We start from the raw sequence: 24,969 nt of genomic DNA, 5'->3' as shown, positions 1-24,969 counted from the left end.
GCCCATTTCTTACAAGCTCATCAGGCCTGGAACGAGCCCGGGTCTGAATCACAATGAATTCAGAGGTGATGTCATGCAATGGAAAGGCGTTGATGATGATGATCATGTAAATGTTGATGATGATGATCATGTAAATCTTGAATCAGACAGGGATGATTATTTTTATGAAAAAAAACGATCAGTCTGGCATAAATTCAATATCGGCAATTGGCCTTTGAGACTGGGCGGCAGGCCGGAGAGGCCGTTTATACTCATTGGTGCCGGCCTGATCGTCCTGATTATTGTGTTTATTGCGTTGATAATGAAAAATCCGGGAAAAGAGGAAAATCCATTTGAAGCGTATAAGACAAAAGTTAAATTTATCGAGGAAAAAATAGCCCGGTTGGATAAAAGTGTTGACAGAATAGCTGCGCTGGACGAAAGAGCAAAAACGATGGAGCAGCTTATTCAGCAATTGAATCGATCCAATGTGGCCGTTTCGGCACGTATAGATGCCATCGCCGGTGATATAAGACAGATGAATAAGCAGATTCCGACAGGAAAAAATGTAAAAACCGCGGCCGTGAAATCTGGGCCGGTTGCGAAAAAACAAGCCGCAACCCGGTACCATACGGTACGTTCCGGAGAGACCCTGTATCGTATCAGCCGCCGGTATAATATCGGTCTGAATGAATTAAAACTGCTGAATAAACTGGGCGCGAAAGCGCTCATTCATCCGGGGCAGAAACTGATTGTAGGGGAAAGCCTGTAAACGCAGGCAGTATGGAGCAGGCAGCCGGCAGCAAATCAAGAACCTTTCATCACCTTGGCTTTTATTACCGCTGCCTGCTGCTTACCCTCTTTTTTCTCAGTCCCCGGCACTCAGCACGGCTCTTCTTCCTTAACTCGGCACTCAGCTCTGTACTTTTCTCCCCCTGCTTCGGTCTTTACAAATTTGCGGTAACCTGTTAGCGTGTTAATCATAGATCAGCAAGGTCAGCCTCATTCCCATCCATCTTTTTGTCCATCATAAAAAAATGTTCCGGTCCGGTTCATTTTGAAATTGTATTTCATGCTATTTCGTATCCGGTCGGATCGTCCACGGAAAATATCAGATGAATGATAGTTTGAAAGAAGATTACTCAACGCTGGATCATCCGGAAATTGCCGTGTGCATGTTTTATCCCCGGCCGGAAAGTAAAATGGCTGACACCTCCGTTTTTGCACAGGATGTGTTGATTCCTGTGGATAAGGGGATCAACATCGGCGCCCGGTTTCATATGTCGAAATCCGCTGGCGGCAACGTTGTTTTTTTCCATGGCAATGGCGAAATCGTGGCGGATTATGATGAACTCGGTCCCGTCTACAACCGGATGGGGATCAACTTCATTGCGGTGGATTACCGGGGTTACGGACGATCGAACGGCACTCCCGGCGTCAGCTGGATGCTCAATGACAGTCATGCGATTTTCAGGTTTATACGGCAATGGCTGAAGACCAATGGATATACCGGGCCATTGATCATTATGGGCAGATCCATGGGAAGCGCATCAGCCCTTGAACTGGCCGCATGCTATAACCGTGATATCGGCGGGCTGATCATCGAAAGCGGATTTGCTTATACCCTTGCACTGTTGAAGGTGCTCGGTGTTCGGGTTGCATCCCTCAAATTGACGGAAGAAAACGGATTTCATCACCTGGAAAAAATTCGGGTAGTTGACAGACCCGTGTTGATTATTCATGCAGAGTGGGATCATATCATCCCGTTTCGTGATGCTCAGGCATTATATGATGCCTGCGGCGCTGAAGATAAACAATTACTTAAAATCCCCGAAGCGAATCATAATGATATTTTATCTTGCGGATTTACAGCGTATATGGGGGCCGTAAAAAAAATAACGGATAAAGCGATACATCCATAAACGGGTACTCTCATGAGAAATGAAACGAATTTGTCTGCCTTTGAAAAACAAATTCCATAAACTGATCGGTTTGCCCCTGGCAGACATTCTCAAGTTCCTTGCAGCTGCCGGTTTCATCATCTGGCTGATGTACCGCGGTACGGAGAAAACAGGTTACAACTGGCAGTGGTATCGTGTTTTCCGGTATGTCTGCTCATTTGATGATGGCCGATTTGTCATCGGACCCCTTCTTGACGGACTGATCGTAACCGTCCGCATCACGGTATATAGTTTAGTCGCAATGTTTTTTTTTGGTCTGTTATCGGCGCTGTTTCGACTCTCCGATTCGTTTCTGGCAAAAATTCTGGCCAGGGGATACATCGAACTTATCCGCAATACGCCGCTTCTGGTTCAACTGTTTTTCATTTATTTCGTCATATCACCGGTCCTCGATATCGGTCGGTTTACCTCCGCTGTGCTGGCATTGAGTCTGTTTGAGGGGGCATATGCATCTGAAATTTTTCGGGCCGGCATTGTTTCAATTCATAAAAGCCAGTGGGAGGCGGCTTACAGCCAGGGTTTTACAGGTTTTCAGACCTGCCGATTCATTATTTTTCCTCAAGCCGTTCGCAGAATTCTTCCCCCCCTGACCGGACAGAGCATATCCCTGCTTAAAGATTCTGCGCTGGTAAGTACCATTGCCATATATGACCTGACCATGCAGGGGCAGGCAATTATTTCCGAAACCTATCTGACGTTTGAAATCTGGTTTGTGCTTGCGGGAATTTATCTGGTCCTGGCCATGGTAATTTCGATGGGCGTCCAGAGGTTGGAAAAACGTTTCAAAGTCGAGACGTGACCGGTCGAGTGAAATCACATTATTTGCTTTTACCTCGACCCTAACCATCAATATATGCATACAAGGGAGGTGCCGGATGCAATCCGGGCGACAACTATCTGTGATGTTATTGATTATAGCGTTGATGGGCTGCTTTTCGGGCTGCTCGAATGAGCCAACGCCTACCGCGCCGCAAGCGGAGAGTGCGCTGGAGCGGGTGATGAAACAGGGGGTGCTTCGGGTGGGGATGTCCACGTTTGTGCCATGGGCCATGAAGGATAAAACCGGCAGGCTGATCGGGTTTGAAATCGATGTGGCTACACGACTTGCTCAGGATATGGGGGTGAATGTAGAATTCGTTCCGACCAAATGGGCCGGGATTATCCCGGCCTTGATTACCGGCAAATTTGATATCATTATCGGCGGAATGGGAATTCTCCCCAACCGTAACCTGAAGGTGAATTTCAGCATCCCTTATGATTATACCGGCATGTCTATCGTCGCCCATAAGAAGCTTGCAGAGGGATTTAATTCGCTGGAGGATTTTAATAAACCGGGCGTATCGCTGGCAGCGAGACTGGGCTCTACAGCGGTGACAGCGGCCAGACGGTTCATGCCGGATGCTACCCTGAGTCTGTTTGACGATGAGTCCCAGGCCTATCAGGAGCTTTTGAACGGCAGGGTTTACGGTGTAGTCGGATCAGCTCCCACGCCCGGTTTCCAGGCGCTCAAGTATCCGGATAAACTGTTTTTGCCCCTGTCCGATACCTTTACCAGAGAGCCCATTGGATTTGCCTTGAGAAAAGGAGATGTAGATACACTGAATTTTGTCGACAGCTGGATTCGTGTTGTTGAGGAGGAAGGCTGGTTAAAGGAACGAAAACGCTACTGGTTTGACACCCGATTGTGGGAGCCCATGATTCAATAGGCCGGATGCCCGGCAAACTCAATGAATCCAATAACCCGAATTTGCCTCCAGGACCGCTTTTGAGATACCGTAAGTATTTAATTTCAAGATTAGATATATTCATTGCGCTGCTGCTGATCGCCGCCGTGTTATATATTGGTTACAGAATCAACGTGGGACTTCATTATAAATGGAACTGGAAGATTATCCCCCAGTATTTGTTCCGGTATGATGCGGAAAATGAAAAGTGGGTGGCAAATCTGCTGATGCAGGGGCTGTTTACCACGATTCGTCTGAGTGCCTGGGGCACGGTCCTTGCGATGTTCATCGGAACGGTGATGGGATTGTGCCGTATCAGCCAAAGTCTGTTCAAAAGACTGGTGTCCGGAACCTATGTGGAGCTGATGCGAAACATTCCGCCGCTGGTTCTGATTTTTATTTTTTATTTTTTCGTCAGCGAACAGTTCCTCCCGGTGCTGGGTGTCGAAGAATTTGTCCGAAACAGTTCCTGGCCGGTTCAGTGGGTCATGGCTGTTTTATTTGCACCGCCCACGCTGCTCAATGAGTTTTTATCGGCAACCGTTACCCTGGCGGTTTTTGAGGGGGCATATATTACGGAAATTGTCAGGGCCGGCATCCAGTCTGTTGAAAAAGGGCAATGGGAAGCGGCTTGCGCTATGGGGCTGTCAAAATGGCAGCAGATGCGATACGTGGTCTTACCGCAGGCGTTTGGACGTGTTCTGCCGCCCCTGACCGGTCAGTTCATCTCGACAATTAAAGATTCGGCTATCGTTTCGGTCATCTCCATTCAGGAGCTCACTTTCCAGGGAATGGAACTGATATCGGCAACGTATTTGACATTTGAAATATGGATCACCGTAGCCCTTTTGTATCTCATGTTGACCCTGCCATGTTCGATGATCGTCGGCCGAATTGAAACGTATGTGAATCGGTTCCTTTCGGTGGGCCTGCATGATTTTGTCCGGCGAGGATGATATGTCCGGTTCCAGATACCATCACACAGAAGGCGCCGAATACAACGGCGCCATCCAATAACTTGAAGAAAGAATTCGCGGATTTAATCGAAGGGGTTTCTAAAGTCCGAACTCGGCTTTAATTTTAAACACATTTGTTGCAGGAAGATTCAGAATTTCTGTTATTCCGGTCTCCCGGGAAATATCATTCAGATATTGGTCAATTTTTTCCATGGATGATGCAATAAAAGTAAACCAGATATTAAATTCATTTTCTCTGAGATAATGGTGAGTTACCCCCGTGTAGCGGTTTACTGTCTGAGCAAAAAATTCGATTCTGTGTTCCGGGACTTTTGCTGCGCACAGTGTGCTCACATACCCCAGCTTTGCCGGAACAAAATTGGCGCCGATCCGGCGAATAATACCGCTGGCTTTCAACTGGCCGATTCGATCTAAAACTTCATTTTCAGAAAGACCGATATCGTCCGCAATCGTCTGAAAGGGCCTTGATGTGATGGGAAAATCAGACTGTATCCGATTGAGAAGTCGTTTGTCCGTATCATCCAAAGCTGACATACATGCTTCCTTCCTTTATGATGCGGGTATCAGGCGCACATGCAATTTTCTGGTGCGAGGGCCGTCAAACTCGCAAAAAAATATACCCTGCCAGGTACCTAATACCAGTTTGTTTTCTGCGATTTCAATGAGTTCGGATGCACCGACAAGGGTGGACTTTACATGCGCCGGCGAGTTTCCTTCCGCATGTCGATAGGCAGCCTTCCAGGGAACCAGCTGATTTAATACCATCAGCATATCAGACGTTACGTCCGGGTCGGCATTTTCGTTAATCGTTACAGCGGCGGTTGTGTGGGGTGTAAACAGGAAACAGATCCCGTCACGAATCCGGCTGCTTTGAATCAGATTCTGAATATCGGATGTGATATCGATCAGTTCGGTCTGATGAGCGGATTTTACAGTAAGAATCATCATTGCCCCCGCTTTATTCTAAAAAGAAAAACCCGTACCGCAGGCAGGGTTTATGTGAAGTCATGTACAGATGTTATGCGCCGGGTAAAGATCAGAGGTGCTCAGCCGTTACACACAACCGGTAGGTTTTGGCAAGCCTGCCATTTTGCACGCCCCCTTGCCGGGTCCGGAAGGGAAAAGCTCATAGATATGTTTTAATTTGAATCCGGTCACTTTCGACAATATACGAACCATCGGGGCGATACCATTTTTTTGATAATAATCCTGAAGGGTATTGATCACTTTCCAGTGATCTTCAGAAAGATCATCGATTCCTTCTTCCTTTTTTACAAATTGAACCCACTCCATGCACCAGGCCTCATAAGAATTGATAAATCCGTCTTCATCGGTGATGAATGTTTTACCTTGAAATTCAACCACTGGCATCTAAGCCCCTCCTTCTTATGTATTCCGCATAGACTTTATCAATTTAATAAACATTTAAAAAAATCTATCTTAATGATACCATGTTGTCAATAATATTTCCTGAGTGTGTGCCAGGATTGATGATTGAATATAATATAAAACCGGATAGTTAAATGATAATCACATTGTGATGGGCTGTTTGCTGCAATTCACGGGACGATGAAGAGGAACATGGACGCTGTTTTTGAAAAAATTAAAGTTGTTGTTATCTGCGGCCCCACGGGTTCCGGGAAAACGTCTTTGGCGGTTCACCTGGCGCAGGAGCTTCGTGGCGAAATAATCAGCGCCGATTCCATGCAGATCTATCGGTATATGGATATTGGAACTGCAAAACCAACGCCTTCTGAGCAGTCTCTCGTATCGCACCATTTGATAGATGTGGTGGACCCGGATGCGGCATTTGATGCGGCAAAATTTGTAAACATGGCCACAGCGATAATCCGGGAACTTGACGACAGCCGGAAAGTTCCGCTTATAGTCGGGGGGACAGGGCTTTATATCAAGGCGCTTATCCACGGCCTGTTTATGGAAGGTTTATCAAATGCAACGATTCGAAACCGCTTGAAACGGATTGCCCTCGATAAAGGTGCCGGGTTTCTTTATGACCGGCTGTGCGAATGCGATCCGGTTGCGGCAGAGAGAATACATCCGAATGATACAATAAGGATTGTCAGGGCGCTTGAGATATATGAACATACCGGTAAGACCATTTCGCAGTATCACAGAGAACATGGGTTTTCAGAGTGTCCGTTTCATGCCTTGAAAATTGGATTGACAATGCCCAGAGAGCGGCTGTATTCCAGAATCGATGACAGGGTTGATGCGATGATTGAAGCCGGGCTCCTGGACGAAGTCAAGCGCCTTCTTGATCAGGGTTACAGCCAAGCGAACAAATCCATGCTGTCGATCGGCTACCGGCATATGACCGATTATATCGGGGGGCGTGTTTCCTGGGATGAAACGATTCGAATTATGAAACGGGATACCCGTCGATATGCTAAACGCCAGATGACATGGTTTAAAGCCGATCCGGAGATTACATGGTTTGAACCCGAGCAGAAGGGATCCGTGAAACAAATGGTTCTGAATTTTTTACAGTCCGCCTGAAAATGGGGAATAGCGAAAACGCAATGGGGGGTACAGAGAAATCGAAATGCCGGCGGGGCCTGTTTTCAAGGTCCCGCCGGTTTTTTCCGAGGCCCTGACACGCAGGCCTGTGATTTTTTCCCGTCCGACTTTATGGTAACCGGCGGGGTGAATTCAGCGATTCTAAGAAATTGGGATTCTCTTTTAAACGGCAGGGACAGCAGCCAGTCCCAGTCGATAAAATCATTTTCCGAATCCGATATGCTGATATAACTGATCCCGTGTGATGTGATATTGTGAAAGAAATGAGAGCCTTGAGAGGGTTCAGCTCTCAGTGATCCGGTTTTTGTTTCAACAATGGCGGCTACGGCCGAAATGTCATTCCATTTCACGGGGATTCCAAGATGCGGGTCTGCCGAGCCCCAGCGGCCAGGTCCGATCAGTAGATATTTTTGTTTCTTCATCTGGAAGGTATGGTTTATTTTAGAGATTTCGGCCGCCATGTCGATCGTCCGGGCCGTGTCGAATTTGTCAGGTTTCACAAAGACGATGGCCGATACGGTTTGTATGCCATTGCCCAGGCTATGAGTTGAAAAACAGAGCGCCTGTGAGATGTCCTCATCTTTGATGGAAACGCGGGTATTTGTTTTTCCGGACGCCATCGGCCTGATCTGAAGCAGAGAAAATTCGGGTTTTTGGTCGGTTGGGAATGCAATATTGACCGCGAATTCGATTTCAATGGCAGATCCCATTCCCTCTTGTCCTATCTTCAGAATTTCTGATAATATTTCCGGAAGTGGCAGCACATTATATTTCAAGATGTTGGCAAAGGTGATGATGTGATGCCCCTTACTGATAAAAGAATCCCGGATTCGACGGTCTTCCGGGAAATAAGTGCTGCTGGCAAATTTAACGGCATCGTGATCTGACGCATCATGGGTATCGATTTTTTTCAGAGTAAAATCAGCGGGGGATTTGAACGAAGACGCCGATGGCCTGAGATCGAGTGCATAAAAAAACCGTTGTGAATTGTCCAGGATGTCGTTCACCAGAGAAAACTGCGGGAGTACCAGCGGATAGGCCGGGCAGAATCTTAAGCCAAATGCGTTTTCGACAACAATTGTCCCGAGTCCCAGGGCAATCTGAGCGATTCCATCTTCAGGTTTCATGTGGGATATCGGGTAAAAATTGTATGAGCGGGCCACTCCAGATATCGCCGGATAAAAACAGTCGCCGAATGGTTTGCCGACCAGCTGCTGAACGATAACGGCCATTTTTTCATCTTCTGTTCGATGGACCGTGGATTGGGACAGTAACCTGGGAATGTTCAGATAGGTCGAAGCGTAAACCAGTTTAATCGCGCTGGTTAACTGCTTCATCCGGACTTGCAGATTCTCGTGATTGTTTGGGATCATGTAGGTACTGTAGATGCCCGCGGAAGGATGAAACTGGTCATCTTCCAGAAGGCTCGAAGACCGTATGGCCAGAGGATAACAGGTTGCCTTGAGAAACAGCTCCAACTGGTTGCAAAGCCATTGCGGAAGCTCTGCGTTTAAAAAAAACAGTTTGATTTGCGCATCACTGTGGCTGCTTGTGCAAAGTGATTTTAAATTGTTTTCCGTAATAAACGAATCAAATCCTTCGGTTGAAATGACCAGGCTCCTGGGGACATTGATCGTGACATCCTGAAATTTACGTTTCAGGTCCGGGTTCTGTTTCAGCAGTGACAGCATAAATGCAAGCCCTCTGGCTTTCCCGCCCAAAGAGCCTTTCCCGACCTTTATAAAATCCGTATCCGTATCAAAGGTTAAAAAAGAAAAATCCGTTATAACGCCTGCCTGTAAATTTTTTCGCCTGTGCCTGAGACACGTGATCAGATGCTCTTTAATCGTTTGTGAGTCGGCAAAATCGTTGACATTGACATGCCGCAGTTCCGAAGCCAGCTGGATTTCAGATCTGGCCATAAACCACGTTGAAAAATGATGTCTCGAGGCATGATGATGAATGGAGTCGAGCGGGATAGACGGGAGAACTTTTTCCATCTCTCTGAGATTGGCCGCGGTAGTAATGACATTGCCGTTCGGAAGGCGAAAGATAAAATCGCCAAATCCGAGATGCTTGATTAAAAAAGAAGAAATTTCCATGTGAAGGGAAGGCGAGCTTTTGTTTAAAAACAAGGCGGGTATTTCCAGCGCTTTTTTGCGGTTGGCCTCTTCTGCACTGAAGATTAGCAACGGTATATCCGGTGATTTTTCCTTTATTTTCGAGAGAAGTGAAAAGCCGGCCTGATCGTCGATGCCGCCGTTTTTCCTGAAACGGATGTCCGATATGATGCAGAGCAAATGCTGCTTATATCCTTTGTAAAGCGACAACGCTTCCTCATAACTCTGGGCGAGAAGAATTTTGGGCCGTGCCTGCATTTTCAGAATCCGATGTTCCTCATTCAGCGAATCTTCCATCACGGCTTGTGTCTGTGCCACGATTTCTCTATACAATAACGGCAGAACCGAAGAGCAGTAATATGGAGAATCCTCGACCATGATAATCACCCTTACACTTGCTCTCCGGGTATCGAATGAGACATTCATCCGGTCTTCGACGCTCTTGATGAGCGCAATCATCAGATCGGTATTGCCGCACCATATGAAGGTTTTATCGACAAAGGGTGTATATGAATATTTTGGATCAAACAGCAGGTCCGAGGTCGCGTGAGCCAGAAGAAATAAAGGAAGATCTTTATGTTTTGATTTTAATTGTTTTCCGAATTGACGGGGTGTCATGTCCCCTTCACGGGGCATAAAGATAACCAGGTCGAATTTTTTATCAGAAAGCGCTCTGAACGCTTCCCGGCTATCAGGGACCCACGTCAGCCGCGGAGGATTGATCAGGTTGAGTCCACGATATTCATGGATGATTTTTTCTGTCAGCCGGCCGTCTTCTTCCATGATAAAGAAAAAATAGGGGCTGGACACAAGCAGGATTTCCCGGACCCGATAAGGCATCAGCTCATAATATATTTTGAATGGAACGTCCGGAATCGCCCGGTAATGATCGGTGAATGATGTCATGAATACCTCGGATATAATACTGGCCGGGGCAGTTAACGGTTGCACGGCCCAGTTTTTGAAATCAGGTGCATCTGCTGATTAAAAAGAATATATCACTGACGCATGAATGGCAAGTGGTCTTGGATTGGTGCCCATCCATAAATTGTGTATTCGAAATATGGGGGATAGCCTGAGTATCGGATCAGGTGGCTGAAATATATTTTTTCTTGACAGGAAATGAACGGCTTCGGTATCATTCAGTTATCAGCCTAACAAAAGGCAGATCGTGGCCTGCCTGATTCAGCCCTGTCTTATTATGCCATGGATCGAAGCGTTGCCTGATTCATGAAAATTTCAGCTTGAATACCATATTCGGATTCAAATTCCCAACCTTTGCCGTGTTGCATCAGAGACTGTTTTACTTGAAATTGATTCCGCCTCATTTGTCTTTTTCCAGCTTTCAGATCATCCGCATATTGTAATTGCGATGAATGCTGCCTGATACAGAAATTGTCCCTCAAGCGGTTATAATTTAAAAAAAACGGTTGGTTGATCCATCATTCCGATGCCAGGAATAATGCATTCGTAAAAAGTCATCAAAATTGAGACGGCAACGTAAAAGGTTCAAGTCCAAGGCGTCGCGAATTTCGTGGAATGATGCGTACAGATGTCCGGCGCAGTGAACACAAAATGAAGTGCAATGCACATGGACTGTTTATGAAGCCGTCAGTCAAGGACTGTTTTGCTAAAAGGAGGTGCCAATGCTGGATAAAAAACTGTTGACAGAAATCAATCTTTTTTCCCGGTTGCCTATGGACAGGCTTGAAAGGATTGCACAGGAAAGTGAGATTGTACACTTTAAAAAGGATGAGCTGGTTTTCAGTCAGGATGGGGCTGCGATCAATCTTTACGGGGTGCTGGACGGGGAAGTTGAATTAAGTCTCAATTTTAAGGACATGGTGCTGAAGGCCGATATTCGCTATGAAGAGACCAATTTTTCAAGGTTCGAATACATGGAAAGACCCATCGTCGTGGAAGTTGTCGGTGCCGGAGAGATTTTCGGATGGTCGTCCGTGATGAGTGCCGCCCGGGAAACTACAACCGCAAGGTGTTCAAAAGCCAGCAGGATTGTTTCAGTTCCGGCGGCATATCTGAAGGCGATGTTTCATAATGATCCGTCTTTGGGCTTTATTGTCATGTCCGGGATCAGTGAAATTATTTCCCGCCGGCTGCGCACTCGAACAGATAAGCTCGTTGAGGCCTGGGGGCAGGCGTTCGGAACCACTGAAATCTAAAGAAAAAGGAGGGCCTTCGGCTTTTGCCGGTTAACACAGCAAGCATACCGTACGATTTCACGGCGGGGTCGTGATCGCCGGAGATGCAGCATCTTGAAATTGACATTTAACGGTGTTTCGTGACTGAACTCAATTGATAAAAAGCCGGAGCCATTGCTTCCGGCTTTTTTATTTGGCAAAAAATTTTCCCTGCCAGGAATCCCGGGCCATCAGGATGCTGTTGATGAGTGTCAGCGTCTCTGATTTCCGCATGGACCACAGGGGCGCTATCAGCTCATCCGGATGAGGATCTCCTGTCAGTCTCTGGATAATCATATCCGGCGGGAGAAGCTCCAGCATGTCGCAAATCAATTCGGCATATTCATGCTGCTCAAGACAGGTATAGTTGTTTTGTCTGTACAACGTCTCGAGTTTTGTTCCCTTTACAACATAGAGCAGATGCAGTTTCACACCGTCAATACCCAGATCGGAAATGGCTTTTATGGTATCTAACATGTCCCGTCTGGTTTCATGGGGAAGGCCCAGTATGATGTGGGCACAAATACGAATATTCCTGTTTCGGGTTCGATTAACGGCGTCCTTGAAGCAGTTGAACGTGTGGCCGCGGTTGATAAATTCAAGCGTACGGTCATGCGCTGACTGGAGTCCGTATTCGACCCATATAAGATATTGCCGTGCATAATGTTCAAGCAGCTCCAGAACGGGTGTGCTGATGCAATCGGGTCGTGTTCCGATTGAAAGGCCTACAATATCATCGATGGATAAGGCTTCTTCATAGATGCTTCTCAGTGTGTCGATCGGCGCATAGGTGTTTGTAAACGACTGAAAATATGCTATGAATTTTTTCGCCTTATAACGTCTTTGCAGACCGCGTTTCCCCTGAAGGAGCTGGTCGGATACGGACAGCCCTTTTCCATGGGCGCCGGTCCCGGATCCGTTGCCATTGCAGAAAATGCATCCGCCGGTAGAAATGGTGCCGTCCCGGTTGGGGCAGGTCAATCCGGCATCTACTGAGATTTTCTGTACCCGGCAGTTGAATATGCCACGCAGATATGTGTTAAGATCGTTATACCTTTTTTTCATATTTCAATAACCTGTTCTTGACCTGATATTAAACGGTTTATATACTGAAAAACTTTAAATCATGCAATTTAATATGTAAAGGCAATTTGATATGACGTGTTATTCAAAAAAGTACGATGTCGTGGTGGTGGGGGCAGGGCATGCCGGTTGCGAGGCAGCACTGGCATGTGCCAGAATGGGTTGCAGTGTGCTGTTGATGACCATCGATCTGGATAAGATTGCATCGATGCCATGCAGTCCGTCTATCGGGGGAATGGCCAAAGGCCAGCTTGTCAAGGAAATAGATGCCCTGGGCGGTGAAATGGCCCGGCTGGCGGATAAGACAGCGATACAGTATAAAACGCTCAATACCAGAAAAGGCCCTGCGGTTCATTCTACACGAACGCAAAATGATAAAATCCGATATCATATGGCCATGAAGTCAGTTCTTGAGCATCAGTCAAATCTTGATCTGAAGCAGGCAATGATTGAACGCCTGGTGATTGAGGACGGCAAGGTCGCCGGGGTGGTGGATCATACCGGATTCGAATATCAGACGGATGCGGTTGTGCTGGCAACAGGAACATTTCTGAGCGGGCTGGTTCATATCGGATTTAAGTCGATTCAGGCCGGAAGGGCCGGTGAATTTGCTTCGTATTCTTTGCCCGCTCACCTGAGAGCGCTCGGGTTTGAAATCGGCAGAATGAAAACGGGAACACCGCCAAGGCTCAATAAAACGACTATTGACTTTACAAAATTTGAAAAGAATATGTCGGAAGCAGAGCCGACGCCATTTTCTTATTTTACAAAAATCATTTCTCTGCCCCAGGTTCCCAGCTATGTCGGTTTTACCAATCTCGGAAGCCACAGGATCATTCGGGACAATTTAAAAAATTCTGCATTATATGGCGGAATTGTCAAAGGGATTTCCGCAAGGTATTGCCCTTCGTTTGAAGACAAAATCGTTAAGTACCCGCTTAAGGATCGACATCAGGTGATTCTCCAGCATGAAGGTCTGGATACGGAAGAAATTTATGCCAGCGGCCTTGGAAACAGTATGCCGATGGAGATACAGATTCAGTTTGCCCGATCCATTGAGGGCCTGGAAGAGGTCGAAATTATGCGGCCTGCCTATGCCATTGAATATGATTACATCAATCCGGTTCAGCTCAACTCCACGCTTGAAACAAAACGGATTTCCGGATTATATGCGGCCGGGCAAATCAACGGAACTTCCGGCTATGAAGAGGCGGCAGCGCAGGGACTATGGGCCGGCATCAATGCGGCATGCAAGGTTCAGAAACGGCCTGAATTTATCCTGGACCGATCGCAGGCCTATATGGCGGTTATGGTCGATGACCTGGTAACCAGGGGGACCCGCGAGCCTTATCGGATATTTACTTCAAGAGCTGAATATCGGCTGATGCTGCGTGAAGATAACGCGGATTTAAGATTGATGGAGATCGGCCATGCGCTTGGATTGATCGACAACGATACGGTCAGGGATGTTAAAGAACGTAAAGAAATGATCTCCGGGGAAATAAAGAGAATAAAATCAACGGTGATGAAACCTTCATCAGAATTGAATGAATATCTGATGTCACGGGGAACGAAGCCGGTCAATGACGGGGTTTTTCTGGATCAGCTGCTAAAGCGTTCGGAGCTGGATTATGACGTCGTGGAAAAACTGGGTAAAAGTGTACATGGCATTCCTTCGAGGATTTCGCGGCAGGTGGAAATTGAGATTAAATATGAAGGCTATATAAAAAAGCAGCGTAATGAAATAGAAAAATTCAGGAACATAGAGCGGATAAAGATACCCCAAACCATAGATTACAGGGCGATACACGGCCTTTCCAACGAAATGAAGGAAAAACTGTCAGCAATCCGTCCGTCTTCTCTGGGACAAGCGTCAAGAATTGACGGGATGACCCCCGCTGCGCTTTCCGTAGTGATGGTAAGCATCCGGTCGTTAGAAAAAAACAGACAGCTTGAAGGCGTCTGAGATTGTCGAGCTTTATCAATTCAACGCGGCATCGCCTTCTGTGTTTTATCAACAAAACCCGGTCTGACATCGCAGTCTTTTGCCGAGGCCCTGAGACGTTGGCCTTGACATGGTTTGCCAGACAGATTAATTTTGAAGTATTAATGTGAGATTTATTATACCCCTGCGGGGAACGGTTTTGTCCGTCTTGACCCCGGATAGATATTCGTGATTTCGTTCGAGGCCTGACACTGCAGGTGATCCCATAGCGGTAAGGAAATAATAACTATGTCCGAGAAGGATTATTATAAAACACTTGGCGTCAAGAAGGATGCGACGGATGACGAGATTAAAAAGGCGTACCGAAAACTCGCCTTAAAGTATCATCCGGATCATGCAAAAGATGATAAAGGTGCTGAGGATAAATTTAAAGAAATCAGCGAGGCATATGCCGTTTTAAGTGATAAGGAAAAACGGAAACAATATGACGACTTTGGCTCAACCGGTTTCCAGCAGCGATATTCACAGGAAGATATTTTCAAGGGGTTTGATTTTGAAAATATATTTAAAGAGTTTGGCTTTGGCGGTCGAAGACCCTTTTCGGGCGGATATAATGAGTCATTCGGGTATCAGGGCCGGCAGCAGGCTCAGGTAAAGGGTTCTGATCTGGTATATGAATTGCCGCTGACCATTCAGGAGGTGGCGACCGGAATCACCAAAACAATTTCGTTTCAGAGCCATGGTCGCATTGAAAAACTGACCGTCAAAATTCCTGTGGGTATGATTTCCGGTAAGAAAATAAGGCTTCCGGGTAAGGGGGAGCCCAGCGCCTTTGGCGGGCCGGCAGGAGATTTGTATATTCGGTCAAAAGTAATGAATGATCCCATATACGTTGTGGATGAGTATGATTTGCATGTGAACAGAAAAATAAAGTTAACGGAGGCTGTTCTCGGAACGACAGTCAAGGTTCCTACCATCGAGGGGAAAAAATTAAATTTGAAAATTCCTCCCGGAACCAGTCACAGGACGAAAATGCGTCTTGCCGGATATGGAATTCCCCATATGAAGGGGGATAGAAAAGGGGACCTTTATGTGGAAATACTCGTATTGATGCCGGGGGCTCTTTCTGAAAAGCAGAAGGAACTGGTTGATAAATTAGCTGAAACCGGTTTGTAACAGATATAATCTATTGACATGGAATAACGATCTATGTACTTATAAAAATTAAATTTTTGTCATTCAAAACCCTGAAACGGCAATACGATTATGGTCCAGTTAATTCCTTATCTGAAAAAAGAAGAAATCGAGAATCAGATCGTCTCGATTGCAAAAAAGATTTCAGCGGATTACTCACACGGTGACCTTGTAATCGTTGGTATCTTAAAAGGGTGCTTTATATTTATATCTGATCTGGTACGTCATTTGACGGTGCCAGTGCAAATCGATTTTATATCAGTTTCAAGTTACGGCTCCGAAACAGACTCGTCCGGGGAAATCAGGATGAACAAAGAACTCCAGCTGGATATAAAAAATAAGGACGTGCTGCTGATTGATGATATTGTGGATACCGGACTGACTTTGTCGTCAATTTCGGAATATATTCGCTCTTTTGGCCCGAAATCCGTCAGGAGATGCGCTTTGATCGACAAGTCGGAACGGAGGGAGAAATCCATAGCGCTCGATTATGTCTGCTATAAGATAAAAGAGGGCTTTCTGGTAGGGTATGGGCTTGATTATGCTGAAAAATACAGAAACCTGCCGGGAATCTATCAACTGAAATTATAATTCCAATTACGGTGGAGTATGATCGTTACTTGTGAAAAATGTAAGCTCCGTTTTGAATTAAAAGACGGACTTGTTAAACCGAGTGGATCAAAAGTCCGGTGTTCAAAATGTAAACATGTATTTATGGTTTTTCCTTCTTTTTCGGAGGAGATGCAAACAAGTCCTGCCCCGGACGAAGTATCAATGCAAAGCGGTTTTGTTTCCGAATTCGGTCCGGAGGAAAAATCCGGCGGAGCTGAAGTGACAGCGGGTGATCTCGGTTTTGAACTGGACGAGGCGGCACCGGAAGGGCCAGCCGGCCCCGAGACGCCGGAAGACGATCTGGAGTTAGAGCTGGACTTTGATCTGGGTGAAGAGCAAGGGCCATCGACAGAGGTGCTTGCGAAAACCGGAGAACCTGAGTTATCGGATCTGGATCTGGATCTTGAACTGGACGAGGCGGCGCCGGAAGAGCCAGCCGGCCCCGAGACGCCGGAAGGCGATCTGGAGTTAGAGCTGGACTTTGATCTGGGTGAAGAGCAAGAAGGGCCATCGACAGAGGTGCTTGCGAAAACCGGAGAACCTGAGCTATCGGATCTGGATCTTGATCTGGATCTGGATCTTGAACTGGACGAGGCGGCACCGGAAGAGCCAGCCGGCCCCGAGACGCCGGAAGACGATTTGAAGTTAGAGCTGGACGAGCCTGTTGATGATCTTGAGCTGAATTTTGATATCGAAGGCTTTGCAAAAGATACGGATCAGACGGATCAGATGGATGAGCTTAAAGCACAAACTCTATCCGGAACTGAAGACACAAACCTGGCTTTTGAAATGGAAAGTCAGGACAAATTCGATATGGGTGTTATAGGGTCTGCCTCAGAAGATCATTCGGCCGCTTTTGGGGTTGAGGGCGATCGGAATTTTGAGGAAATGATCCGGGATAACCCTGAAAATTCCGATGCTCAGGAAGAAGAGAAACCGGAATCCGGAATATTCCTGCCGCCACGACAAAAACGCGTCGGTACGCCTGTGATCATTCTGTTGATTGTGGTGCTATTGGGTGCGGGAGTTTACGGCGGGTGGACGATGCTTGAAAAGTCAGGAATCAATGTTCCGTTTATCAGCGATTTTTTTAAACCGGATGTTCCGGATGCGGGTAACCTTAAGATGAGCACGGTGAATATAGCCAGTAAATTTTTGGAAAATTCAAAAAGTGGCAGGATATTTGTCATTACCGGGGAAGCAAAAAATGAATACCCGGGGCCTGTAGGTTTAATCCGGATTACCGGAAAGCTGTTTACGAAAGGCAAGGTGATTGCAAAATCCCAGACGGTTTATTGTGGCAATGTTCTCTCGGATCTGGATCTGTCCAATTTAGAAGTGGACGTTATTCAAAATCGGCTCTCAAACCGGTTTGGCGATAATCGTTCCAATGTCAAGCTCGAGCCGGGCAGTCTGATTCCATTTATGATCGTTTTTCCTGAACTGCCGGAAAACCTCGATGAGTTTTCTGTTGAAGTCCAGGAATCGGTACCCTATAAAGGGTGAAATTAAAAGTGAAATTAAAAAATGATATTTGAACTTGACTAACGAATGCCGACCTGCTAATTAAGGTCGGCGTTTGAGTCTGACAAAATAAGCTCTTGAATCGGGTCGGATAACAAACACATGATTTACATCATGGCGATGTAGCTCAGTTGGTCAGAGCATGCGGCTCATATCCGCAGCGTCCGGGGTTCAAATCCCTGCATCGCCACCACCGCACAATCCAGTATCATCTGATACTGTCCATGAAGGCCTGAAAAATCAGGCCTTTTCGTTTTTCTGTTGTCCAATAGAATCCAGTAATATATGATAAAATCCTAAAGGTTTGGGGGTATGTATAGGGGTATTCGGCCCTTCCCCCAACAGAGATACCCCCAAAAAAACCAAAAAAGGAGGGAAACCCTATGCCTAAAAGGATTACGCCACTTTCCGACACCAAGGTTAGAACGATCAAGCCGGCAGGAAAACCCCAGAAATTTTTTGACGGCGGGGGGCTTTTTCTTCTGGTCACTCCGACTGGCGGCAAGCTTTGGCGGCTCAAGTATCGTTTTGGGGGTACGGAGAAGCTCCTGTCCATTGGCGCATACCCCCAAACATCGCTTGCCGATGCCAGACAGAAGCGTGAGCAGGCAAGCGCCATGATCTGCAATGGTGTTGACCCCAGCGACAACAAGAAAGCACAGAAGGCGGCAGGCGCCCAAGAGACTGAGACCTTCGAGGTCATCGCCCGGGAGTGGCATGCTAAGTTTTCGGCGTCCTGGGCTGCCAGTCACAGCAACAAAATTATCCGGCGGTTCGAACTCTATGTCTTTCCCTGGTTGGGAGACAGACCGATCAAGTCCATCACGGCACTGGATCTGCTGACGGTACTTCGGAGAATTGAGGCCAAGGGCACCCTTGAGACGGCGCACCGGACCCAACAAATCTGCGGGCAGGTCTTCCGTTATGCCGTAGCCACCGGCAGGGCTGAGCGTGATCCATCCGGCGACCTTCGTGGCGCTATCCCCCCGGCCTCTGGTAAACACATGGCCACCATGACCGATCCGAAGGAAATTGCCGGCCTGCTGCGCTCCATTGACGATTACCGGGGCAGTATCGTTATCCGATGCGCACTGCAATTGGCGCCATTGTTTTTTGTTCGACCGGGTGAACTGCGGCATGCCGAGTGGTCAGAGTTCAATCTTGATGAGGCAGAATGGAGGATTCCGGCGGAGAAGATGAAGGCGGGCGTTATGCACATTGTCCCGTTATCAAGGCAAGTGCTGGATGTCCTGCGGGAGATTCACCCCTTGACCGGCCATGGCCGGTATGTCTTTCCAAGCCCCCGGACCGATTCCAGGCCGATGAGCAGCAACGCCATATTATCCGCTCTGCGGCGTATGGGATTTGCCAAGGATGAGATGAGCGGCCATGGATTCAGGAGCATGGCCAGCACGTTATTGAATGAACAGGGTTGGAACCGGGACGCAATCGAGCGGCAGCTCGCCCATGCTGAAAGAAACAGTGTGCGGGCGGCGTATAACTACGCAGAGTTCATGCCGGAGCGTAAAAAGATGATGCAGGCCTGGGCCGACTACCTGGAAGGGATTAAGTCCGGGGCCAAGATCATACAAATAAGGTCGGCGGCTGGGTGATCTGAATGTCTCCTGAGGAACGGCTCTGTTTAGTGGCCTTTTGAGAACTGATATCTCTGCTGCCAGGATAGCTGAAAAAGACGTTATGAAAAGATGGGGACTGTGTGCATCGCCGCCCTTGACGGAGCAATCGGTTAAGAAAATCTTTTGCGATGATAGGGGGTTATGTGGTATCAGTTCTCGTGTATCGAAAACTATCAAGATTATCGGATAACTAAATAGTATAGTGATTTCAGTTTTTTGATTGATTTTTCAGTAGGTTATAGGCTGAGGGTTGTTGCGATTGAGGGCGGAAGCTTTGCTGCCTTGAGGATGTTATAAGATAAAACTTTTTTGCTTCTTGTCCTTTACCTCAAACGAAGTGCCCTCTATCGATAGCGCTCCTCAGTCCGGCCGCAGGGCGCTAAGTCATTTTGGGAAAAGATGGACCGGCAATCCTTACGCATGCCAGAATATTTTTAATCTCAGGCCATTCTTCTTTTGAAGTGCCCTTCAGCCACATCTCGTAAAAGTATTAAGGAAAGACATGTCTGAACTGACCGAACAAGAGCGTAACGAATTGATCCGCCTGCTGCAGGCCGGAGAGCAGATACCCGCACAGTGGCGGGCAAAGCTGTTTCCCGGTGAATCGCAGCACGTGGAGATCGGCAAGGAATACCGGCTGGAGTATGCCGGTAAGATGAAGCGGGAGCAGGTGCTGGCGGAGACGCCGGCCGCGCCGTGGCAGCTGGTGCGCCGTTTTGCCGAGAACCGGCCTCATGACGACGGATGGCGCAATCTGCTGGTCTGGGGCGATAACCTCTTGGCACTGCGCGAACTGTTGGCCGACCAGCAGGGGCAGAACCGCTTCGGCACCCGAGGCAAGATCAAACTCATCTACATCGACCCCCCCTTTGCCACAAAACAGGATTTCATGAAGGACAAGGAGAAGGCGTATCGGGACAAGGTTATAGGGGCGCAGTTTATTGAGTTTTTGCGAAAACGGTTGGTCTTGCTTCGTGAATTGTTGGCTGATGATGGGGCAATTTATGTCCATTTGGATCAGAAGAAGGGGCATTACCTAAAAGCGGTATTGGACGAAGTTTTCGGTGAAGTATATTTCCAAAACGAAATTGTATGGAAGAGAACGCCTTTTGCAGGGAGCAGCAAAGCTCGGGCCGCAAAATATCCGATAAATCACGACAGCATATTTTTTTACACCAAGGGCGAGAACTACTTTTTCAAACATCAATATGAAGAGTATTCAACAGAATACAAGGCAAGATTTAAGTATAAGGACGATTATGGTTTTTATCGTAAAACCTCATTAAAAACATATTCAGCAGAAACAGAGGCTCGACTGCGTGAAGAAAATAAGTTTATAGAGCCTATAAAAAAAGGCGCCTACCCTTCCTATAAACAGTATTTACACGAGTCTAAAGGGAAACAAATTGAGGACATATGGATAGAACTTAATATTGACAATCCAATGGCATCAACACGTTCTATGTTTGATTATCCAACCATAAAACCAGAGCGGCTTTTAGAAAGAATAATATCAGCTTCATCTCAGAAAAATGACATCGTTTTAGACTGCTTTGCTGGCAGTGGAACTACACCGATCGTTGCAGAAAAACTTGGAAGGCGCTGGATTGCAATGGATTGCGGGAAATTGTCGATTTACATCATAGAGAAACGGCTTTTTTACCTCACAAATACTGTTGGTTCTCCAAAAACAGATAAGCGTTTATGTCATGAGCGAGTGGAAGACTGGAACGACCACCTAAAAAACCACCCCGGCCTCCTCCTCATTACCGAAAAAGCCAAAAAAGGCGAATGCGAGGTTACGCTTGAGCTGCTGGCTGACCTTGCCGCACTGATCGCAAAACACAATCTGTTCAAGAATGGCGCTCCCCTTTCCATTGCCTGCCCGGAAAAAAAGCTTCACATCCCACCCGCTCGGCTGGAAGAGGCTGACCCGGACAGCGGCCCCGGTGAAAAGTCCGTCATAGTTGATGGGCAGGAGTTCCGAATTTCCCTGATCGCGCCGAAAGAGAAGGCTGAAAAGGCCAAACCCCTGCCGCCTAAAGAATTCGCCCTTTACCGTGTCGGCCTTTACGATATGGAGGCCTTGCGGAATATGTCCTGGCAGGAATACCGCCCCTTTGTCCTCAAACTCTTTGGTGCCCGTGAAGATATCCACAGCCGCTATGGCATGCAGCTGGACGGCTACATCGGCACCCACTCGGCCCTTGTCTGGAACTACCCGGATCATCCCGCCTTGACCCTTGATTACGGCTATGCGGAAAACCTGCAGCAGATTCTGCGCGGCAGGAAGGGGGAACGGTTTTATGTTATTGCGCCGACGGTTGCCATGGATTTTGCCGAGGATGAGATCGAGCTTGGCGGTGCGACCTATGTCTTTCTCAAGGTGCCGATCTCCGTCATCATGCGGCTGATCCAGCAGCACGAGCCGGGTGCTCTCAAGCAGCCGATGCGAGAGGCGGACGTGAACGAGGTGATCGACGCCATAGGTTTTGACTTTATCTCCCAGCCGCTGGTGCAACACAAGTCACGGAAGGGGAGCCGGGACGGGGGGATGTTTCCTGAACTTGTGGTGGAGTTGAGCGAATTTCGTTCCAGGACCTTGACCACCGATCCGGAGGATTTTGCTAATTTCGAGACCTTCTCCATGGCCATGGTTGACTGCAATTATGACGGTGATGTCTTCCGCCTTGATCAGGTTTTCTGGGGCGAGGAACTGTTGAAAGAGGCGGGGGGGCTGGAAAAAGCCAAGGCACTGGAGATCCGTATTCCGGAGAAGGCGCTGAAAGGAGAGAAAATGATGCTCATCCTCTGTGATCGTTACGGGAATGAAAAGACGCTGGTTTTTGACAAGGGGGATTTTCAATGAGTGTTACGTACCGCATCAGTGATCAGATCCTGAAACTGGATGATGCCACTACCGCCCCCGAGGAGGTGGTGCATAAGTACGATGCTTTCCTGAACCTGCTTGCCACGGAAGATTATGCATATCAGCGCAGCGCCCTCCGCGAAATCCTCCGGTTTTTTGTTTCTGCAAAGTATCCGGATCTGGAGCGGCTGGCACGGGAAAACTGGAACAGCAGACCGGTGCTGGCTCAGCGCCATGCCTCTATTGACGCTTTGCTGGGAAAAATGCCCCTGCGTGATCGGAAAGCGGCCAGTATTGATATTGCCACCGGTGGTGGGAAAAGTTTTTTGATGTATGGCCTTGCCGCCATTGCCCTGGCTGAAGGGCTGGTGGACCGGGTGCTGGTGCTCTGCCCGTCCCTGACCATTGAAGAAGGTCTGCTGGAAAAGTTTAACACGCTCGCCGGCAATCAGAATCTGACGGCGATCATGAAGGAGCTGGGCGCTGTCGTGGCCATACCCGGGATCAAGCGGGGGAATGAAACGATCCAGTCGGGTGATATCTGCATTGAAAATATCCATGCGGTCTATAGCAATGCCGGTTCTTCCATTGCCGACAGCTTCAAGGGGCACGGGGCGCGGACATTGGTGTTGAACGATGAGGCGCACCATTTGTTCAGCCCCGACGACAGTGACGAATCGTCCATGAAAAAGTGGCTGCAGTTCCTGGTCAGCCCTGAGTACGGTTTCCGCTATGTGATCAATGTCACAGGCACGCCTTACATCGGAAACGACTATTTCCCGGACGTAATCTATCGGTTCGGGTTGAAGCAGGCCATTGAGGCGAAGGTCATCAAAAAGCCTGATTATGTGCTGACAGAAACCCATAAAAAACAGAGCTGGGACAAGATATACGCTGTTCATGAAAAAAACAGGCAGGAGTATGGCGCCAAACTTCGCCCCATTTCCATCGTCATCACCAGGGATATTGCCGAATGCGTGGAGCAGTGGAAGCTGCTGGTGGATTATCTGGTAAAGAAGGAGGGTGTTACCCGCGCCGAGGCGGAGAAGAAGGCAATCTGGGTTACTTCCGGCATTCCTTCGGCCAAGGCGTCCAAGGCGCGAGTGGAAGCGGCCTACCGTCCGCGAGACAGCAAGGACTCTCCCGAAAAAAGGCGCAAGGAAAATCTGGCGACGTTAAAAAACGTGGACGATCCGGTCAGCCCGGTGGAGTGGATCGTTTCTGTCAGCATGCTGACCGAGGGGTGGGATGTAAAAAATGTTTTTCAGATTGTGCCCCATGATTCACGGGCCTTCGGCTCCAAGCTTCTCATTGCCCAGGTTCTCGGGCGCGGTCTGCGCGTACCCTCGTCTCTGGAGACGCAACCGCTGGTGAAGGTGACAAACCACGAGGCATGGACCGATGAAATCGCCAACCTGCTCAAAGATGTGCTTGAGGTGGACAATACCTTGTCCTGGGGGTTTGACAATAGAAGGGAGGCGTTCGTTTTTCCACTCCACAACCTGAGCTATGAGCTGACCGAACAGACGGTGGAAACCAAGCGGCAGAAGGCTGTTGCAATCAAACTGGTTCTCAAGCCCCAGAGCCGCAAGAGCACCGAATATGTCACCTTTTCCGAAAGCGGCATGCTATCAATGGATGTGCTGCATAACGATATTGTTGAAATCGACTACGCGGCAAGTATGCTGCATGATTTTATCTCAGCCAAGGACAAGTACATCGGAGAACAATGGTCGATCAGCCGGATCAGAAAGCTGATCAAGGAGGCGCTCCAGGCAGGCGGTTACGATGACACCTTTTTAAGCCGGGAAAACCTCACCCTGGTACAGCAAGCCTTTGGTCCCTTGTTTCGTGACGTTGACAAGGAACATCCGCGCATGGCTCAAAAGGCGAAGGAGCTCGTTCGCGTCGATTACCGCGAGGCCATGCATCAATCTTTCTCGGAAAGCAAGGTCAGGGAGAGCGGCGCGATCTACTATGTGGACGGAGACGCCAACCCGTTCGACAAGGAAGAAACACATCTCTGGGATCAGTACTGCAAGTGGGTGAAGGCAGCCAAGGAATTGGGAGATGACACACCTGTTAACATCCTCGAGATCGTCCGGTGCTTACATACAGTCGATGTTACCAAATTCAAGACTCCCATTAACGCGCTGTATGCCAGCCATAAGCCAGAGCGGCAGTTCTGCGACCTGTTGTTCGTGAACAGCGAGTTTATCGAGGCATTCATCAAACCGCCGGATCGGGGGTGCTACTCCTTCCCCTACTCTTATAAGCCTGCCAGGACCGGCAAAAGCCACCCGGTCAATGAATTCTTCAATCCAGACTTTTTTATTCGCGTCAAGGAATCCGATGATGTGCTGGTTGTGGAGATCAAACAGGACGGCGACGATTCCAACCGAAACAAGGCCAAGTTTCGTGATGGCAAGGCCCACTTCGAGCGGTTGAATGTTGCTTTGAAAGAGTCGGGCGAACCGTGGAGGTATCACTTCTACTTTCTTTCTCCAGAGGATTATACGGGATTTTTCGACCGGATAAGGGACCGGAAATACACGGGATGGATTTCGAGCTTAATGGTTGAGTTAGGGGCTTGATTCTTCTTAAACCT

General features: G+C 48.0%; 19 protein-coding genes and 1 tRNA gene. 15 read left to right on the top strand and 5 right to left on the bottom strand.

The annotated features are described in order from the left end of the window. Positions 1 to 73 precede the first annotated feature (73 nt). The 5 genes from PHQ97_06015 (at position 74) to PHQ97_05995 (ending at position 4,620) form a co-directional block, all read left to right on the top strand. On the top strand, positions 74 to 751 hold the full coding sequence (locus tag PHQ97_06015; GenBank protein MDD4392288.1) for a LysM peptidoglycan-binding domain-containing protein: 678 nt from the start codon (positions 74 to 76) through the stop codon (positions 749 to 751). Between the two features lie 343 nt (positions 752 to 1,094). Then, positions 1,095 to 1,901, top strand: a complete 807-nt coding sequence (locus tag PHQ97_06010; GenBank protein MDD4392287.1) for an alpha/beta fold hydrolase — start codon at positions 1,095 to 1,097, stop codon at positions 1,899 to 1,901. Positions 1,902 to 1,920: 19 nt separating this feature from the next. After that, positions 1,921 to 2,739, top strand: a complete 819-nt coding sequence (locus tag PHQ97_06005; protein ID MDD4392286.1) for an amino acid ABC transporter permease — start codon at positions 1,921 to 1,923, stop codon at positions 2,737 to 2,739. Between the two features lie 103 nt (positions 2,740 to 2,842). After that, a complete protein-coding gene (locus tag PHQ97_06000) occupies positions 2,843 to 3,646 on the top strand; it encodes a transporter substrate-binding domain-containing protein (protein ID MDD4392285.1) in 804 nt (267 codons plus the stop codon). A 59-nt stretch (positions 3,647 to 3,705) separates the two neighbouring features. Further along, positions 3,706 to 4,620, top strand: coding sequence for an amino acid ABC transporter permease (locus PHQ97_05995; GenBank protein ID MDD4392284.1), 915 nt, complete (start codon positions 3,706 to 3,708; stop codon positions 4,618 to 4,620). A gap of 99 nt (positions 4,621 to 4,719) precedes the next feature. Here PHQ97_05995 and PHQ97_05990 read toward each other — a convergent pair whose 3' ends face one another. The 3 genes from PHQ97_05990 to PHQ97_05980 form a co-directional block, all read right to left on the bottom strand. Beyond that, complete coding sequence (locus PHQ97_05990; protein MDD4392283.1) at positions 4,720 to 5,175, bottom strand: AsnC family transcriptional regulator; 456 nt, start codon at positions 5,173 to 5,175, stop codon at positions 4,720 to 4,722. A 15-nt stretch (positions 5,176 to 5,190) separates the two neighbouring features. Further along, complete coding sequence (locus PHQ97_05985; protein MDD4392282.1) at positions 5,191 to 5,586, bottom strand: secondary thiamine-phosphate synthase enzyme YjbQ; 396 nt, start codon at positions 5,584 to 5,586, stop codon at positions 5,191 to 5,193. A gap of 108 nt (positions 5,587 to 5,694) precedes the next feature. After that, the gene (locus tag PHQ97_05980) at positions 5,695 to 6,012 is read right to left on the bottom strand and encodes a TusE/DsrC/DsvC family sulfur relay protein (GenBank protein ID MDD4392281.1); all 318 of its coding nucleotides are present in this window, start codon (positions 6,010 to 6,012) and stop codon (positions 5,695 to 5,697) included. A 210-nt stretch (positions 6,013 to 6,222) separates the two neighbouring features. Here PHQ97_05980 and miaA point away from each other — a divergent pair, with 210 nt between their 5' ends. Next, positions 6,223 to 7,158, top strand: coding sequence for a tRNA (adenosine(37)-N6)-dimethylallyltransferase MiaA (miaA, locus tag PHQ97_05975; GenBank protein MDD4392280.1), 936 nt, complete (start codon positions 6,223 to 6,225; stop codon positions 7,156 to 7,158). A gap of 65 nt (positions 7,159 to 7,223) precedes the next feature. Here the strand turns inward: miaA and PHQ97_05970 are convergent, their stop codons facing one another. Continuing rightward, a complete protein-coding gene (locus tag PHQ97_05970) occupies positions 7,224 to 10,205 on the bottom strand; it encodes a PEP/pyruvate-binding domain-containing protein (protein ID MDD4392279.1) in 2,982 nt (993 codons plus the stop codon). A 740-nt stretch (positions 10,206 to 10,945) separates the two neighbouring features. Here PHQ97_05970 and PHQ97_05965 point away from each other — a divergent pair. Then, on the top strand, positions 10,946 to 11,479 hold the full coding sequence (locus PHQ97_05965) for a cyclic nucleotide-binding domain-containing protein (GenBank protein MDD4392278.1): 534 nt from the start codon (positions 10,946 to 10,948) through the stop codon (positions 11,477 to 11,479). Positions 11,480 to 11,647: 168 nt separating this feature from the next. On the opposite strand, the gene PHQ97_05960 is transcribed toward PHQ97_05965, so the two are convergent. Next, complete coding sequence (locus PHQ97_05960; protein ID MDD4392277.1) at positions 11,648 to 12,562, bottom strand: TIGR01212 family radical SAM protein; 915 nt, start codon at positions 12,560 to 12,562, stop codon at positions 11,648 to 11,650. Between the two features lie 91 nt (positions 12,563 to 12,653). On the opposite strand from PHQ97_05960, the gene mnmG reads away from it, so the two are divergent. The 8 genes from mnmG to PHQ97_05920 all read left to right on the top strand — a co-directional run bounded on the left by mnmG (position 12,654) and on the right by PHQ97_05920 (position 24,955). Next, positions 12,654 to 14,546 (top strand): tRNA uridine-5-carboxymethylaminomethyl(34) synthesis enzyme MnmG, encoded by a 1,893-nt coding sequence (gene mnmG / locus PHQ97_05955; GenBank protein MDD4392276.1) that lies wholly within the window; start codon positions 12,654 to 12,656, stop codon positions 14,544 to 14,546. A gap of 267 nt (positions 14,547 to 14,813) precedes the next feature. Further along, a complete protein-coding gene (locus PHQ97_05950; GenBank protein ID MDD4392275.1) occupies positions 14,814 to 15,701 on the top strand; it encodes a DnaJ C-terminal domain-containing protein in 888 nt (295 codons plus the stop codon). Between the two features lie 90 nt (positions 15,702 to 15,791). Continuing rightward, positions 15,792 to 16,310 carry a hypoxanthine phosphoribosyltransferase gene (hpt, locus tag PHQ97_05945; protein ID MDD4392274.1) on the top strand — a complete coding sequence of 173 codons (519 nt, stop codon included), beginning with the start codon at positions 15,792 to 15,794 and terminating at the stop codon, positions 16,308 to 16,310. Between the two features lie 150 nt (positions 16,311 to 16,460). Next, positions 16,461 to 17,837, top strand: a complete 1,377-nt coding sequence (locus PHQ97_05940; protein ID MDD4392273.1) for a DUF3426 domain-containing protein — start codon at positions 16,461 to 16,463, stop codon at positions 17,835 to 17,837. Positions 17,838 to 17,971: 134 nt separating this feature from the next. Beyond that, positions 17,972 to 18,048 (top strand) — tRNA-Met (locus PHQ97_05935). 190 nt (positions 18,049 to 18,238) lie between these two features. Further along, positions 18,239 to 19,468: an integrase arm-type DNA-binding domain-containing protein gene (locus tag PHQ97_05930; GenBank protein MDD4392272.1), complete on the top strand. Its 1,230-nt coding sequence runs from the start codon at positions 18,239 to 18,241 to the stop codon at positions 19,466 to 19,468. A 526-nt stretch (positions 19,469 to 19,994) separates the two neighbouring features. Further along, positions 19,995 to 22,361, top strand: a complete 2,367-nt coding sequence (locus PHQ97_05925) for a site-specific DNA-methyltransferase (GenBank protein MDD4392271.1) — start codon at positions 19,995 to 19,997, stop codon at positions 22,359 to 22,361. Then, positions 22,358 to 24,955 (top strand): DEAD/DEAH box helicase family protein, encoded by a 2,598-nt coding sequence (locus PHQ97_05920; protein MDD4392270.1) that lies wholly within the window; start codon positions 22,358 to 22,360, stop codon positions 24,953 to 24,955. The genes PHQ97_05925 and PHQ97_05920 overlap by 4 nt, the downstream gene beginning before the upstream one ends. The last annotated feature ends 14 nt before the right edge of the window (positions 24,956 to 24,969 follow it).

The organism is Desulfobacterales bacterium (assembly GCA_028704555.1).
Taxonomy (GTDB): Bacteria; Desulfobacterota; Desulfobacteria; order Desulfobacterales; family JAQWFD01; genus JAQWFD01.
The sequence above is the reverse complement of the archived record's forward strand: the minus strand, read 5'-3'. Positions and strand labels throughout refer to the sequence as shown.

Excerpts from the sequence above, each read along its gene's own strand:
- PHQ97_06015 (MDD4392288.1), top strand. The coding sequence starts at position 74 with ATGCAATGGAAAGGCGTTGATGATGATGATCATGTAAATGTTGATGAT.
- PHQ97_06010 (MDD4392287.1), top strand. The coding sequence starts at position 1,095 with ATGAATGATAGTTTGAAAGAAGATTACTCAACGCTGGATCATCCGGAA.
- PHQ97_06005 (MDD4392286.1), top strand. The coding sequence starts at position 1,921 with ATGAAACGAATTTGTCTGCCTTTGAAAAACAAATTCCATAAACTGATC.
- PHQ97_06000 (MDD4392285.1), top strand. The coding sequence starts at position 2,843 with ATGTTATTGATTATAGCGTTGATGGGCTGCTTTTCGGGCTGCTCGAAT.
- PHQ97_05990 (MDD4392283.1), bottom strand. The coding sequence starts at position 5,175 with ATGTCAGCTTTGGATGATACGGACAAACGACTTCTCAATCGGATACAG.
- PHQ97_05985 (MDD4392282.1), bottom strand. The coding sequence starts at position 5,586 with ATGATTCTTACTGTAAAATCCGCTCATCAGACCGAACTGATCGATATC.
- PHQ97_05980 (MDD4392281.1), bottom strand. The coding sequence starts at position 6,012 with ATGCCAGTGGTTGAATTTCAAGGTAAAACATTCATCACCGATGAAGAC.
- miaA (MDD4392280.1), top strand. The coding sequence starts at position 6,223 with ATGGACGCTGTTTTTGAAAAAATTAAAGTTGTTGTTATCTGCGGCCCC.
- PHQ97_05970 (MDD4392279.1), bottom strand. The coding sequence starts at position 10,205 with ATGACATCATTCACCGATCATTACCGGGCGATTCCGGACGTTCCATTC.
- PHQ97_05965 (MDD4392278.1), top strand. The coding sequence starts at position 10,946 with ATGCTGGATAAAAAACTGTTGACAGAAATCAATCTTTTTTCCCGGTTG.
- PHQ97_05960 (MDD4392277.1), bottom strand. The coding sequence starts at position 12,562 with ATGAAAAAAAGGTATAACGATCTTAACACATATCTGCGTGGCATATTC.
- mnmG (MDD4392276.1), top strand. The coding sequence starts at position 12,654 with ATGACGTGTTATTCAAAAAAGTACGATGTCGTGGTGGTGGGGGCAGGG.
- PHQ97_05950 (MDD4392275.1), top strand. The coding sequence starts at position 14,814 with ATGTCCGAGAAGGATTATTATAAAACACTTGGCGTCAAGAAGGATGCG.
- hpt (MDD4392274.1), top strand. The coding sequence starts at position 15,792 with ATGGTCCAGTTAATTCCTTATCTGAAAAAAGAAGAAATCGAGAATCAG.
- PHQ97_05940 (MDD4392273.1), top strand. The coding sequence starts at position 16,461 with ATGCAAACAAGTCCTGCCCCGGACGAAGTATCAATGCAAAGCGGTTTT.
- PHQ97_05930 (MDD4392272.1), top strand. The coding sequence starts at position 18,239 with ATGCCTAAAAGGATTACGCCACTTTCCGACACCAAGGTTAGAACGATC.
- PHQ97_05925 (MDD4392271.1), top strand. The coding sequence starts at position 19,995 with ATGTCTGAACTGACCGAACAAGAGCGTAACGAATTGATCCGCCTGCTG.
- PHQ97_05920 (MDD4392270.1), top strand. The coding sequence starts at position 22,358 with ATGAGTGTTACGTACCGCATCAGTGATCAGATCCTGAAACTGGATGAT.